At 69.9% G+C, this 14,323-nt stretch carries 8 protein-coding genes; all 8 read right to left on the minus strand.

Going from position 1 to position 14,323, the window contains the following annotated elements; translation table 11 throughout:
- Nucleotides 1-28 precede the first annotated feature (28 nt).
- Nucleotides 29-2,152, minus strand: coding sequence for a DEAD/DEAH box helicase (locus ACPXBU_RS26445; RefSeq protein WP_425760109.1), 2,124 nt, complete (start codon nucleotides 2,150-2,152; stop codon nucleotides 29-31).
- Nucleotides 2,149-3,450 carry a BREX system ATP-binding protein BrxD gene (brxD, locus tag ACPXBU_RS26450; RefSeq protein WP_425760110.1) on the minus strand — a complete coding sequence of 434 codons (1,302 nt, stop codon included), beginning with the start codon at nucleotides 3,448-3,450 and terminating at the stop codon, nucleotides 2,149-2,151. The genes ACPXBU_RS26445 and brxD overlap by 4 nt, the downstream gene beginning before the upstream one ends.
- Nucleotides 3,447-6,182: a BREX-2 system phosphatase PglZ gene (pglZ, locus tag ACPXBU_RS26455; protein ID WP_425760112.1), complete on the minus strand. Its 2,736-nt coding sequence runs from the start codon at nucleotides 6,180-6,182 to the stop codon at nucleotides 3,447-3,449. Before pglZ ends, brxD begins: the two co-directional genes overlap by 4 nt.
- Nucleotides 6,179-9,949, minus strand: coding sequence for a phage resistance protein (locus tag ACPXBU_RS26460; RefSeq protein WP_425760113.1), 3,771 nt, complete (start codon nucleotides 9,947-9,949; stop codon nucleotides 6,179-6,181). Before ACPXBU_RS26460 ends, pglZ begins: the two co-directional genes overlap by 4 nt.
- 223 nt (nucleotides 9,950-10,172) lie before the next feature.
- Nucleotides 10,173-10,739, minus strand: a complete 567-nt coding sequence (locus ACPXBU_RS26465; RefSeq protein WP_425760114.1) for a phosphoribosyltransferase — start codon at nucleotides 10,737-10,739, stop codon at nucleotides 10,173-10,175.
- A gap of 172 nt (nucleotides 10,740-10,911) precedes the next feature.
- On the minus strand, nucleotides 10,912-11,826 hold the full coding sequence (locus ACPXBU_RS26470; protein ID WP_425760115.1) for a DNA-processing protein DprA: 915 nt from the start codon (nucleotides 11,824-11,826) through the stop codon (nucleotides 10,912-10,914).
- Nucleotides 11,827-11,943: 117 nt separating this feature from the next.
- Nucleotides 11,944-13,977 (minus strand): hypothetical protein, encoded by a 2,034-nt coding sequence (locus ACPXBU_RS26475; protein ID WP_425760116.1) that lies wholly within the window; start codon nucleotides 13,975-13,977, stop codon nucleotides 11,944-11,946.
- Nucleotides 13,974-14,225: a hypothetical protein gene (locus ACPXBU_RS26480; RefSeq protein ID WP_425760117.1), complete on the minus strand. Its 252-nt coding sequence runs from the start codon at nucleotides 14,223-14,225 to the stop codon at nucleotides 13,974-13,976. Before ACPXBU_RS26480 ends, ACPXBU_RS26475 begins: the two co-directional genes overlap by 4 nt.
- Nucleotides 14,226-14,323 lie beyond the last annotated feature (98 nt).

The following is a 14,323-nucleotide window of genomic DNA, read 5'->3' on the forward strand; positions in this document are numbered from 1 at the left end:
GGGAGAAGGCCGGAGTTTGGCAGACGGGTCAGGCCGCGATAACGACGAACCGGACGGGTTCGTCCAGTACGGCTGCCGCTCCGGGGAGGTCCGCGAGACGTGCAGCGAGGGTGGCCCGCGCCAACCGCTCCGGCAGCGCGGTACTGAACTTCAACCCGGCGACGGCTCGGGCGTTCACCTCCGGCAGGCAGATCCGCTGCCCGGCGTCGGCAACGAGGGACCGCCAATCCTGTGGCGACAGGTCGGTACGGAGCCGGATGGTGTAGTCATCGAACCGCTGCGACGGGTCGACGACCTCGCTGAGGGTCGCCGTCAACGTCGCATTCGCCCGTAGCCCGGCCCAGGTCCACCAGAGCAGATCCCCCGCGGTGGTGCGAACGGCCAGGCTGCCGCCCGGATGTACCAGTGCCGACTGCTCATCGCGCTCAACTGACAGCCGAGTCTCCGCTCGCGTGGTCAGTTGAGCCGGCGGATCCGCACCGAGGAGGACGTCTCGCATCGCGCGAGTCAGTGCGTGTCCCGACCCGATCCAGCCCGACACGGTCCAGCGGGCCCGCCCGCCTCCGTCTGCCGACTCGACGAAGCACCGGCGACGACGCCAGTCGACGTACGTCACCCGCCAGGGCCGCCCGCCGAGTAGGAGCCGGCGTTCGCCGGGAACCTTCTCGGTGAGCAAGGTGGGGTCCACCCGCCCCAACTCGGTCCGGCCGTGCAGCACGGTGAACTCGGGCGGTCCGGTGAAGACCGCGGTCATGTCCATGAAGTGGCGACGGCCGAAGCGCCGTTCCGCCTCCGGCCCGATGAAGAGCAGTCCGCCGTCACTGTCGAGATATCCCTGGTCGAGCAGGTGGCGGACGATCGGCTCCGCGCCGGACCCGAAGGGTCCCAGCCCGTTCCATGCTGCTGACCACAGTCGGTCGCCGATGCGGTGTTCCTGCAGACAGAGCGCCATCACCTGCTGGGCAACGATGTGCCGAGGCTCGGGCGGCGGGACAACCGGCTCCACCCATCCACCTCCCCACAGCAGCAGCAACGCTGCTGCCTTGATCAGCTCCGACCCGCTGCGGCAGAGGAGGAGACAGTTCCGGGTGCTGCCCGGTCGGCGGCCCGTCCGCCCCAGTCGTTGCAGGAACGACGCCACCGTCGCGGGTGAGTCGATCTGGATGACCCGGTCGAGGTCACCGACGTCGATACCGAGTTCTAGGGTGCTGGTGGAGACGATGACGCAGTCGCGGGCCTCGGCGAATGCCTGCTCAGACCGGCGTCGCTCGTCGGCAGAGAGGGAGGCGTGCGACAGGAAGGTGGTAATTCCACGCTCGCGCAGCAACTGTCCGAGTTCCTCGACGGTCTGCCGGGACTCGCAGAAGACCAACCGCTTCTCCCCACCGTGCAGGGCAGAGATGACTTTCGCGGCGTTGGTGAGGGATCCGACGTAGTCGAGTTCGATCTGCGCGGCTGGCAGAGCGGCGACTCCTGCGGCTGGCTTGTCCCTCAATTTTGGTGCGATTACGCGACCCGCCCGGGACCCTGATCCGGATCCCTGTAGCCAGGCCAGTAGCTGCTCGGGGTTGCCGACCGTTGCGGATAGTCCCACCCGCTGCAGCGGACGGTCGGTTACCCGCGTCAATCGTTCGAGGACGGCGAGCAAATGCCATCCCCGGTCGTCCCCGGCGAACGCGTGCACCTCGTCCACCACCACTGCCCGAAGGCCGGCGAAGAACAGCCGGTGGTCGACGTTGACGCTGACCAGCATCGACTCCAGGGACTCGGGCGTGCTGAGCAGGATGTCCGGACGCTGCCAGAGCACGGCACGGCGGGCGGACATGGAGACGTCACCGTGCCACAGCGCCACGGTACGTCCCAGCCACCCGGCGTACCGCTCGATCCGAGGCAGCAGGTTGTTGAGCAACGCCTTCAGCGGGCAGAGGTACAGCAGCGAGGTGCCGGTCCAGTTCTGCTCGCCCATGCGGGACAGTAAGGGGAAGAGGGCTGCCTCGGTCTTCCCTCCGGCCGTCGGTGCGAGAAGCAGCGCGTCGTCACCCTGCACCAAGGCCCCGATCGACTCACGTTGCAGAGGCCGAAGGTCGGGCCAGCCAAGACTGTTGACGACGTGGTGCAGGACAACCGGGTTGAGTAGGCGCTCCTCGTTCACATCGACAGGTTGATGTCGTCGGCCGAGGCAGCGTTGCGCTCGACCTCGGTCAGCTCGTCGGAACGCACCGTCAGTTCGTAGTCGCGGCGCGGATCCCAGTCGTCGAACTGGTCGACACGGTCGAAGACGTCGGCGACAAGTTTCTTGAGATAGACGCGGGGTGCCACACCAACCTGGCCGCCGAGCCGACCCGCCACCGCGCGGGCCAGTTCGCCGAGGTAGGTGTTGTCAACGAGGTCAGAGACCCGGCTGCTGCCATAGATCTCCCGAACCCGAACGCCGAGTTGCACAAGTGCGTCCTCCGTGAAGCCGGACAGCCGCAGTTGAGTGGCTCGTGGGTTGTCCCAACGGGGTTCGGCCCCGAAGTCAGTGGCGAGTCGCTGCGCCAGCGGGGGGAGCCGCTGCACGCCCTGTTGACCATCGAAGAACGCCGGAGTCCCGGTGATCAAGAGGAAGAGGCCCGGGAACCGGCCGGCGTAGATGTCATCGACGAGTTGTCGGAGCGCATTGAGCGCCTTGTCCCGGGCGTCTGAGCGGACCCGTTGCAGGGTTTCCACCTCGTCGAGCACCACGAGGAGACCGGAGTGCCCGCTGTCCTGCAGCACCGCGAGCAGGCCCTGGAGGAAGCTCAATGCGCCGAAGTGATCGAGGTCGCCCTTGACACCGGCCGCCCGCCGGGCGGACGCCGCCACGTGTGGTTGCCCACCGAGCCATGCGGCGAGCCCGTCGGCGGTGGCCTGGTCACCGACGGCGACGGCGGTGCGATAGCCGCGCAGAGCCGCCGCGAAGCCAGGGGTACGCCGGGAGATACCCGCCAGACGACGTTCGAGAAGCTCGCCGACCTCCCGGTCGAGGCCCTCGGCGTCCGCCTCGGAAACCTGACCCCCGGCCAGGACGTCCTCTTCAAGCGCGAAGATCCAGCCGTCCAGCACGGGTCGGAACGCGCTCGGGGTGAACTGTTCCGTCGTCAACTGCTCGACGAGTCGTCGGTAGACGGTTTCCATTCGATGCAGCGGGGTCTCCAGCTCGGAGATCTGCACCTCGGCGACCGCGAATCCGCGCCGCTTTGCCTGCTCCCCCAGCCAGCGCGTGAAGAACGTCTTTCCGGCGCCGTAGTCGCCGCGCACTGCCTTGAAGACGCTGCCGCCTCCAGAAGCCCGGTCGAGGTCCTCCGCGAGCGCGGCTGTGAAACGGTCCAGTCCGACCGCGAGTGCATCCAGACCGTTGGAAGGAACTGCCCCGCGCCGAAGCGCGTCGATGATGTCCCGGCGCCGACGGGCGCTTACCTCGATCGTCACGTCGGCTCCAGCCCGAACTGTTCGATCATCAGCGGGATGTCCAGTTTCGCGGTCCGTCCGTCCGGGTCGAGGCTGAGAACCGGATACCCCTCGACCTGCAGCAGTCGTCGTAGAGCGGTGAACGTGCCGGGCATCCGGTGGATCGGGACGCCGGCCCGGGTGGCCAGCGTCTCCAGGCCCGCTCGTCCGTTGCCGATGATCAGCGTGATGAGCATGGCGGCCACCCGCTCGTCAGGGATCGGCGCTCTGGGGTCCCGGCGGTCCGCGTATACGGAGCTGGCCAGCAGCGCGTTGACGAGCACCAGTGCTGGCTCCGCCGGGGCCGGTGGCGCCGCGAGTGGTGGCGGAGCGGCGGGTGTGGACGAGGGCAGGTCGAACAGACCCTCGTCCTGCGCTGGTTTCTTGGGACGAGTGGGCGGCCTGGTGCCTGGTCGGGGAGCCACGACAGCGGTGTCGTTCGACGCCGGCTGCCGGATCGGTTCCCGCCACCACTCGGGGCTGGAGACCGGAGCGCCGGCCCACCCCGGCACGGCTTGCTCGTCCTGAGCGGCAAAGACCAGCAGGGGGATGACGACCTCGGCGGGTGCGGCGCCCCCGTGGTACCCGGCCTTTCGAGGGCCGTAACGCAGCTCCTCCCGCCAGGGCAGGACCACCCGACCGTCGTTGAGCGCCACCCGGCTGCCGGTGAAGATCAGTTCACCATCGCGGGGCCCTACTGTCCCTGGGCGCCACCGGTTCTCGCTGGAATCCGACGACAGCAGCACCGCCTCCGATCCACGGTCGACGACGTGGCCATGGTCGGAGACCAGCACCACCACGCGGTCCTGGGCGATCGCCAGCAGGTCGCGCAGACCATTGACGGTGTCAGTGCTCCACTCGATGGTGCCCGGGTCGCTACGGTCCAGGGCGTCGTCGATGGTGTTAATCACGGCCGCCACCATCGGGACGGCCGTGTCAGCGATCGCGGCAGCAACCTCGGGGTCAACCGCCAAGCCGGCCGGCGTACGCAGATCGGACTTGTGCAAGAGGACGCTGTCTGGGAACTGCGCAGAGAACGCATTCAATTCCGCGGCGCGATCACCGACGGTTATGCGTCCACTGAACAAGCTGCACCGGTTGACGACCGTGACGGTCGGAAGGGCGGCGAGCACCCCGGTTCGAGGACCCCCGTCGGGGGTCAGCTCGGTCCAGGCCCCACTGCGCCCCAGAGAGTCGGCGATCTCGATGCCGGCCGCCGCGCTCATGCCATCGAGAAGCAGCAGCAGGATCCGGCGGCCGTTGTCGAGGATCGGCCGGACCACCCGGTCCAGGACGTCCTCCACCCGGAGCAGGGCTCCGGGCTCCCGCTCGGCGCCGGTCATGTCCTGCAACTGCTCGGCGAACTCCCGGTCGTGTCGGGCGCGGCGCACGTCGACAGCCGCGTGCAAGGCACGGTACGCCTGTGCGACCTGCTGGTCGACGTCTCCCGCGAACACGTCGAGTCGGGCCCGGTCCACCCACCCGTCGTCGCGGATCTGCCGCTGCACGGCGGCGAGCATGGTGGCCGGCCCACGGCCCTCGCTGATCGCCAACCAGCGCAGGAGCCGCACGGCCATCCTTGCGGTCTCCACCCGCGAGCGGTCCGCGGAACGGTGTGCCTCAACCTCGGCGAGCCGGTCCTGCGCCTTCTCGATCAGGTCGCGGGCGGGTGGGACTGCGGCGGACGCGGGCAGAGCCAGCAGGACCGAAGCGCCGAAGGCACGCATCCGCTGGGTGAATCCGGCTGGCAGCAGGGTGCTGGCGACCAGCCGCTCGGTCACATCGATCTCGGCGGCGATCTCCTCGGACCGCCGCAACATCCGGTGCGCGTCATGCCGTACCGCATCGTCGCCGTCGAGTGCGCGGTAGATCCATGCTTCGGCGGCCTCGACGAACGGGGTCGCCTGACGCTCAGTGAGCCGGGTGCCGCCGAAGCGTGGCTCCAATCGGGTACGGGCGACCGCGACCTCCACAGCCGGTGCCTTTTCCGGGCTGCGCGGCCAGAGGACGCCGGCCAGGAGACCGAGCGGGATCGCATCGGTGCCGTGCCCGGCCCGCACGGCGGCCAGCACCGGAACGGCGATCGGCCCGGCGACTTCGGCCAGGAAGGCGGCGATGCCCTCGGCCCAGGCGGCGGGTAGCTCGACAAATTTCATCTGGGTGGGCGCGTCTGTGCTCCACTGGAGCAGCCCGGCGCCGTCCAGCTCGTCCGGATCCAGCGCGAGGACCGCTCCGGCGAGGTGCCGCAGCGCGTGGTCGCGGGTGAGGATGGTGCCGGCGGGGGGCGGCCAGCCGTCGGTGGGGGCCAGTTCGGTGAGCGCGTCGGCGACCCACCGACCGGTACGCACCAGGGTCGAGTCCGGCCGTACCTGACCACCGAACGCCTGCCCGACCAGGTCCCAGGGGTCGACGCTGCGGCCGGTCTGCAGGCTGACGTGGGCGAGCAGCCCGTCGCCCAGCTCGGTGTCGGTCAGGTTGGTCAGCAGGACGAGTTTTTCGTGTGCCGCCCGGTCGGCGAGCGCGGCCCGCGCCGCGATCGGTGTCGGACAGGGCACGACCCGTACCCGGGTGTCGCCGATGGTGAGGACGGGTTCGTCGGTCCACTCCGGTCGGGCGAGCAACACGATCGCCTCGGCGTCGTCCCGTTCGGCGAGCCATGCCTCGACCTTGCGGCGGACGGCGGCAGGGCGGACGGCCACCCTGGTGACGCTCACTGCCGCAACTCCTGCCGCTGCACCTGCCAGGTCACCTCGACCCGCCGGCCGGCGTTGACCTCGGCCCGGATCTGCTCGGTCAGGCGGTTCAACTCGTTGTCGTCGGTAACCAGCGTCCGGCTGACGGGCGTTGCACCGACGGGGTCGCCGGGGGTACGTGGTCCGGGGATGAGCGTTGGATTGACGACCTGCGGCGGTGTGGCCTTTCCCCCCGGCTCGATCGGCGGCGCGTCACCGCCGTTGAGCGGGACCTTGGGCGGTTGAGGCTTGTTCTCGGCCAGCAGGGCGGCGGCGGCGCCCACTGCCTGCTGGAGTGCCTTGGCCAGATCTGATCCGTGGTGCTCATCGCCGGCCGCGGCACGCAGTTGCTCGACGACGACCCGGGCACGGTCGTCGGTGTCGGCACGCGTGGCGAGCGCCGCGACCAGGGGCCACTGGGTGGCGGCGAGGGCGTGGATCAGATTCTGCGCCTGCTTGTAGACGCCGCTCGCGGCCTGCCCGTCCAGCCCTGCGAGGTGCTCCTCACCACCGGCCACGACGGCGACGAGCACCACGTCGTCCTGCTCATGGGCAACCTGGCTGAGCAGATGGGCGACGCGACGCGCGGTGGCGAGCCGGCCGGTGGTGGCCGTCTTGTCCAAGCCGAGGAGATCGCTGTGTCGCTCGAGTTCGTTGACGAGCTGCCCACCGACGCCGGTGTACTCCCTGGCCACCTTTCGCATGGTGCTGGCGAGAGTGCTGAGGTTCGCCGGGTTGCGGAACAGCGGCAGCACCTCGCCGAAGAACGGCTGACCGAAACGGACGGCGGCCTTCCAGGTGTCGTCGTCCGGCATCGGCGGGTGGCGCAGCTCGAAGCGGTCCTCGACCCCGTTGACGGCGGCAACACTGGTCTTCCCACCGTTGTCGTACCAGCTGAGCTGCTGCTCCAGGGCGAAGACTGCGATGATCAGATTCTGGAGGTCGCGGTCGAAGCCGCGGGCCTTGGGCAGGTCGAGCAGCTTGCGCAGCATGTGCACCGGGAAGTGGTCGCGGTAGTCCTCCTTGGCTGCCTCCTGCAGCAGGTGCCGACTCCAGAAGCAGGTGCTGATGTCGAGCACGTACCGGTGGTCGACCAGTTCACCGAGCTGCAGCGGGTTGCAGATCCGACGGAGGGTCTTCTGGTCCACCGGGGAGGCGACGGAGACGCCGTGGGTCGGGTCGGCGGCGGCCTTCCGGGCGTACTCGAGCACCTTGGCCAGGTCCGCCCTGGTGAGCGGCTTCTCGTCGACGGGCAGTGCCGGGGTGCCCGGGTACGACCACTCCAGCAACTCTCCGGTCAGATTGCGGAACGCGTCGGTAAGCGTGCCGCCGCGCGGGTCGCCGATGCGCAGCCCCTCGGCCAGCGTGTGCAGGACTCCGACGGTGTCGTCGTGCACGTCGGAGGGCTGCACGTTGGCAGCCCCGTACGCCTGCTTGAGTGCGGTGATCAGACCGTCGCGGAGCTGGGTCTGCCGTTGCAGCAGGTAGACCCGCCCCTGCTGCCGGTCGGCCTTGGGCCAGTCGGCGGCCAGGGTGTTCAACCGCTCCCCGGTGCCGCCAACCCCGAGCAGGTAGTTGATCTTAGCGAGCTGGGCGACCCGGCCCATCATGTCGTCGGTCAGATAGAACGGCAGCCAGAAGACGGTGTTGGAACCCCTGGGCAGTTCCTCGATCCGGGCGCGGTCGTCGCTGCGCGGGCGGTCCTGCGGGTCGAACGGGTAGTCGACGACGATCCGCCACGACTCACCGGGAGCGATAAGCGCGGCGACCGGCATGGCGTCCCGGTCCCGAACATTGCCGAACTTGACCTGGACGATATGCCGTCGGCCCCGCCAGTCGCGTGGTTGCTGAAGCTCCCCGTGGCTGCCCTCACTGCCGGCGAGCCCCATTTCCCCGCTGATCAGTTCGCGGAGCAGTTGCTGCCGTACGCCGGCGGAGGTCTCACCGAGCGGAACGAGTTCGAGCAGCTTGTCGAAGTCGACGGTGTGCAGTTTCAGCGAGACGACCGGGTCGTGGTCGTCGGTCAGGTGCAGCTCACCGGCGTCCTGCTCGATCTTGCGCAGCCGGTTGAGGACCATGGTGTTCTCGTAGCCGGGGATCGGTGCGGCAATCGAACCGAAGTTCAGGGCGTGCAGCTTCGCCGCGGTCAGGCCGTGCAGGGCCGGCACCTCGGGCACCAGCGCACCGAGCAGCACCGTCTTGACGAGCTTGTCGTCCAGCTGGAACTGCGTGCTCGAGGCGGCCTTCTCCTCGTCGGTGCCGTTGAGGGCGAGCAGGATCGGGCGCAGCTTGCGCAGGTAGAGGGACCGGGCCGCCTCGAACTGCTGCCGCAGCTTGGGCCGGTCGGGCAACTCCCCGTGCAGCACCAGCGGGTCGAAGAGGGCGGCGACTCCGATCAGGTCGTTGACCCGCAGGCTGTCCCGCCGGTCGACCAGCAGCTCGGTCATCACCTTCAACGCGGTTCGCTCTCGCTGCAGCGCCTGGGACAGCGCGACCAGGGTCGCCACGAGGGCCGGCGAGAAGGGGTAGAGCTGCCGGAAGGCGGTGGCGTCGGAGCCGATGCCGGCGTCACCGTACTGGGCGCCGAGCAGCAGGATGTCCCACACCTCGCGGTTGTGTCGAACGGCGGCGAAGGCGTTGTCGATGACGGCCCGGGCAGCGGCGTCGTTCGGCTTCAGCAGCCGGTTCTCGGTGATCTCGGGCAGGTTGGTGTCGGCGAGGATGATCTCCCCCAACCGGCCCTGCACGCTGCGCATGACGTGCGCGAGCGCCTCCCGCTCGGTGCCGCCGACCTGCGGGCCGAGGAACTCCTCCAGGTTTCGCTGGCGGGCGACGAAGGAGATCAGTGGCAGCGGTCGTGCGGAGTCGGCCGACTCGACCAGCTTGTTGAGCTTGGCGCCCTCGGTGTTGACGAAGGTGTGGTCGGCGATCCGCCCGGAGAGCCAGAGGATCAGCTCGTCGAGGAAGAGCACGATGGCGTCGTACCCCAGGGCTTTGGCATGCCGGGTGATGACGGCGAGGCCGGTGTCCAGATCGAGGTACTCGGCGCTGTGCACCGCGCCACTGAAGAAGGTCTTGGTGAGCGCGCTGACCAGGGCGTCGCGGTCCTTCGTGCCGGGCGGCTGAGCGGCGGCCTCGGCGTACCGCTGGGGGGTCCACCCTTCGGCGCGCGCCCGCAGCGCGGCAAGCCCGGCGCCGCCGGCACCGGGCCCGGCAGTACCGCCTCCGCGTAGCGCGGCGAAGAACGTGTCGTCACCCATCGTCGCGCGCAGGCCGGCCGCGTCGGTGAGCAGCGCGTCCGACCGGTGTACGGCGGGGGCTGGCGCGTCCGGGTGCAGGTCGGTGACCTGGCGCAGGTAGCCCTCCAGGATCGCCTGCTCCACGGACCGCGCGTCGAGCATGTGCAGGGTCAGGGTGAGGAACGTCCGCTGCGGCAGCCACGCGTCGGCCGCGACGACGGGCCCTTCCAACCCACGGATCTGCCGGGCCTTCGAGTTGTGCGCCAAGATCTCCCGCAGTACGGCCATGAAGTGCGACTTGCCGGAACCGAACGACCCGTGCAGGAACATCGCCTGCGACCTGCCGGTGGTGACGGCATGCCCGATCTTCTGCAGCGCGCTTGTGAAGTTTTCCCGGAGTTGGTCGGTGACGACGTAGCGGTCCAGGTCGGCCCCTTCGGCCGCCTTCACCACGAAGTCGCCCTCACCGACCGACGTCGGGATGTCGATCAGGTCGCGCAGCAGCGTCACGGGTGTTCCTCCAGCCTCCCCAGGGTGCCCGACACGCTACCCACAGGCATGGATGTCCGGGTACCACCGTGGTCGGCGCAGTCTGCCCACCAGAACCGATGGTTATGGACGGATAGTGGATCCATCGCCTGTTCGTCCGAGAAGCCGCAGATCAAGCCCGTGCCACGGGGCAGGCCCGAGCGGGCAGCCCAAATCGCGAAAGCGAGTCAGATTCCGGACAGATCTACGCCCATCGTTCTACAGCGCACGTGGACGGGTCGAACATCGGGTCCTCGATCGCCTTCAGCAGCGGTCGGGATGCCACATGCTCCGGCCTGATGTGCCGCCCGAGCACCACGACCGCCACCGACGACGCGCCAGCGCTCCTCAATGCGTACGCCAGCGACTGCGCCCGGGAACCGGTCGTCCAGGTGTCGTCCAGGATCAGCGGCCGAACGCTGACGCTCTCGACCGGAAGCTGGACCGTGAACCAGTCGCGCTGGAACGTCCGCGTCTCGGATCCGTGGCGGGGATTGGACAGCGCCGCGAGCCACGGCAGCCGAAGCCGATCCCCGATCAGATCCTGCAGGGGGTGCGGATGAGCCTGGCCCCGGGTGCTCGGCACGACCACCACGTGGGTCGGCGCACCGCCCATGCGATTAGCGACGCAATCGAGGTGTCGCTGCAGGAACAGCAGCAGCAGTGCGAGCAGATTCCACCTAGCCTGGGCCGACCCCGGCTTGGACTTGTACAAGCGCAGGTGGTGGTGATGCTGACCGGTACGCGGCGAGTAAGCGATTGGCACGACCACGTCGGCGAGCAGGCCACCAGACGCCGTCTGTTGTTCCTGGCAGGGGTAGCAGTAGTCGAACCCGGGAGTGCGGACACCGCGACACGTCGGGCAAATCCAGGGCAGGACTGGCAGGGGATTTCGAAGGAAGTTCCGCTGGGTCTCGACGTACTCCCGGACCCTGGCCCACGGGTCAGAGGCTGGCGAAATCAGGGAAGCCCTCCAACTCCGCCGCAGCCGGTGAACGGTCGAGAATGGCGTCGACCGCCTCCACCAAGTCCATGGTGCCGTGCGCTACGTGGACGCCGGGCCGCTCAGCGAAGGCGCGTGCCCAGTCATGCCGCATCACCTGACTGGTGAGCACCACGGGCCGGCCGTGTTGTAGAGCGAGCCGCGCCTGGATCCGGGCTCCACTGCGTTCGCTGGCTTCGATGACCACGGTGGCGGCGGCGTAGCCGCTCATCACCGCGTTTCGCATCGGGAAGCTCTGCTTCGTCGGGGCGGCATCGGGCCAGAACTGGCTGAGCACCAACCCGACCTCTGCGATGTGCTCCTGGAGGGCACGGTTGACCGTCGGGTAGTGGTGACGAATGCCGGTGCCGATGACCGCGACGGTGCGGCCCCCTGCCGCGAGTGCCGCCTGGTGGGCTGCGGTGTCGATCCCCTTCGCCAGACCGCTGACCACCGTCACACCACGGCGGGCCAGCGACTCTGATACTGAGCTGGCGATCTCGACTCCTCGATCGCTCGCTTCACGGCTGCCGACAACCGCGATGGCCCGAGCGTCGGGGCGCGACTCACCTCTGGCGAAGAGCACTGGCGGCATCTCGCGGATGTCACGCAGCTGGGCGGGGTAGTCGTCGTCGAAGAAGGCCCGCACTGTGATGCCCTCGGCCCGCCAGCCCGCGAGGTCGCCGGCCGCAGCCTCGATCAGCGAGTCGACAGAGCGGGTGTCGGGAAAGAGCGTGTCGGTCTGCCCGACGACCCGGCGCAGGACTGCCAGCGCGGTGCCGACCTCTTGAATGCCGTGCACGGCATCAGACCAGCCGAGGTCTGGCTGCCGCAGCAGCGCGATCAGCGCAGCCCGCTCCACCGTCACCCGGTCCATGCCCCTGATCGTAGAGGCAACTCCCGGCCGCCCGGCCCACCGGCCACGCGGAGCCGGCAGAGAAGCCCGGCGCACCTCAGATCGCCCCACATGATCGAACATATGTTCCCTCAGCCCTCAGGTCAACCGAAGATCGCGCAGGTCGGGGGCTTCGGCGAGGAGTCGTACGCCGTCGTCGTCGTGGCGGTGCACTGCGCAGCCGGCGCGGGTGAAGCGCACGGTGACCGCCTGACCCGCGTGCCGGGAGGCGAGCCGCAAGAGGTCCGGCTCGGGGTCGGCGACGAGATCGCGCGACCCCGACCACGGCATCGGGATCGGTGTCGCCGGGTCGGTGGGGGCGGCACTGGCGACGGCGTCGGTCAGGCACTCCCGGCACCAGGCGAGGGCGGCGGCCAGGCTCGGCCGGTAGGGCAGGTCGTCGGGGCTCACGGCTGCGTCGCGGGGCTTCGTCTCGACGGACCAGCGCAGGCCGTCGGCCAGCAGCGGGTCGCCGGCGTTGTGCCGCAGGTCGCAGACTGCCACCACGAGGGCCAGGTCGAGGCCGAGGGCGAGCCGCAGCAGCTCGACCAGCGGCGGCGCGTCGGGAGGCGTCGCCACCACGATCAGCCGGCCGGCTGTGGTGCCTCGCCCGGCAGCGTGCACGTGCTCACCCACCGGGTCGGAGCCGACCCAGGGCAGGGTTACGTACCCGTCGCGCAGGTCCCGGTCGAGGTCGTGCCCGCCGTCGGCGTCGCGGAGGTCGTCCGGTCGCGCGCCGAGGACGGCGGCCCAGGAGCCGAGCCGGTAGCGGTCCGGGAGCTGCACGACGGGCCGGCCGTTGGGTTGGGTGGCGACCAGCGGCGCGACCTCGGGTGTGCCGGCCTGCCAGGCCAGGTGCACCACCCGGTGCCGCAGGTCGGTGACAGTGACCGACAGGGCCCGGTGCAGGCGGTGGGTGTCGCCGCAGGTGAAGCAGTGCAGCGCCGATGGGCGCAGGCCGGCACCCCAGCAGTGCGGGCACTCCGGGTCGGCCGGGCGACCGCCGAGCCGGCAGTCGCAGGCACGTAGCCGGCTTCCGGGCCGGCAGTCCGGGCAGGGTCGCCAGTCGACCAGCTCGCCCAACCAGGACGCTTCGGGTGGCTCGTAGCCACGACTCAACGGCACCTGCACATGCCGGACCACCTGGCCGGTGGGCTGCTCCACGAGGATCTCCGCCGGCTCACCGGCTCGCAGCGTGGTGTGCCACCAGCGGCCGTCGCGCCAGAGGGCCTGCGCACCGGGCAGTTCGTCGCCGTGGACAGGGTCGACGCTGTCGGCGAGGACGCGTCGTTCGAGCTGGTCGACGTCCACGGCAGGGGCGGCGGGTGGGCGCGGCGAGTCGGGGCGCAGCAGCCGGGCGGGAGCGGCAAGGCCGCGCTTGGCAAGGCCACTGAGCGCCTTGGCAACCTCGGTGCAGGCCAACACCTCCGACAGGTCCCGGCACCAGCCGAGCGGTCCGAGCGGCACCGGGGAGCCGGGCACCTCGTACCGGATGGCCCAGCAGAACCCCGCGCCCTGCCGACGGGCCTCGACGACAAGGTCGAGCAGCAGCAGGTCGGCCAGCGCGCACAGCCGGGCCAGCCGTGCGGCCGATTCGACAGCCGCCGGGGCGGTGGATCGGCCCAGCACCAGCCGCCAGGGGGCGTGATCGGCCCGCAGGATGGCGTGGGCCTCCAACTCCTGCCGCTGCGCTGCGGGCAGGTCGGGTCGCCACTGCCGGTCCAGCCACAGCGAAGGCACGTCGGCCTCGCTCAGGACCGCGCCGACGGTGGCGGCGAGTTCGCGTACCCGATCGGTGAGGTCGACCACCCATGCACCCGCCGGGTCGCGGTGGGGGTCGAGGCCGCCGGGCACGACCTGGTGGGACGCGACCGCGCCGGTGTCCAGGTTGGCGACGGTGACCACGAGCTGCGCTCGCCGCTGGCCGCGCCGCCCGCAGCGATAACAGGGGTACGTGATGCTGCCCGCACCGCGACACTGCTCACAGCTCCGGTACGCCTCCCGGCGCGGCCCGAGCACGTCGGCGTCGGCGTCGGCGAGGAACCGGTCGCCGTAGGTGGTGCACCGGCACGGTTCCAGCGTGAAGGTCATTCCGTCGCACTCCGGGCAGACGACGACGGGCGCGGCGGTCACCGACACCGCCGGGGCGCGCAGTCACCGTCGTGCTCCACCCTCCGCACGCACCGCCGGCCGCCGTCGAGCAGAAGGTCGCAGAAGACCCGATGGCGTACGCCCTGCGCGTCCTCGGCGGACACCGTGGTCTCGCCCGCGTCCACTTCGGCGAGGAAGGTCAGGGAGCGGGCCAGGGTGCCGGCGAAGTGCTGGGCGGCCGGCAGATCGGCGGCGGTGAACGGCAGGTGTGCCACCCAGCGGGCGCTCATTGGACGGCCGCCGGCTCGGCTCGAAGAAACGCACACATACCTTCTCCTCAGTGACGGGTTATTTGAACAATCGGCGGCAGACGGGAATTGCGCGGTCA

Source organism: Micromonospora sp. DT231 (genome assembly GCF_049847025.1).
Classification (GTDB): Bacteria; Actinomycetota; Actinomycetes; order Mycobacteriales; family Micromonosporaceae; genus Micromonospora.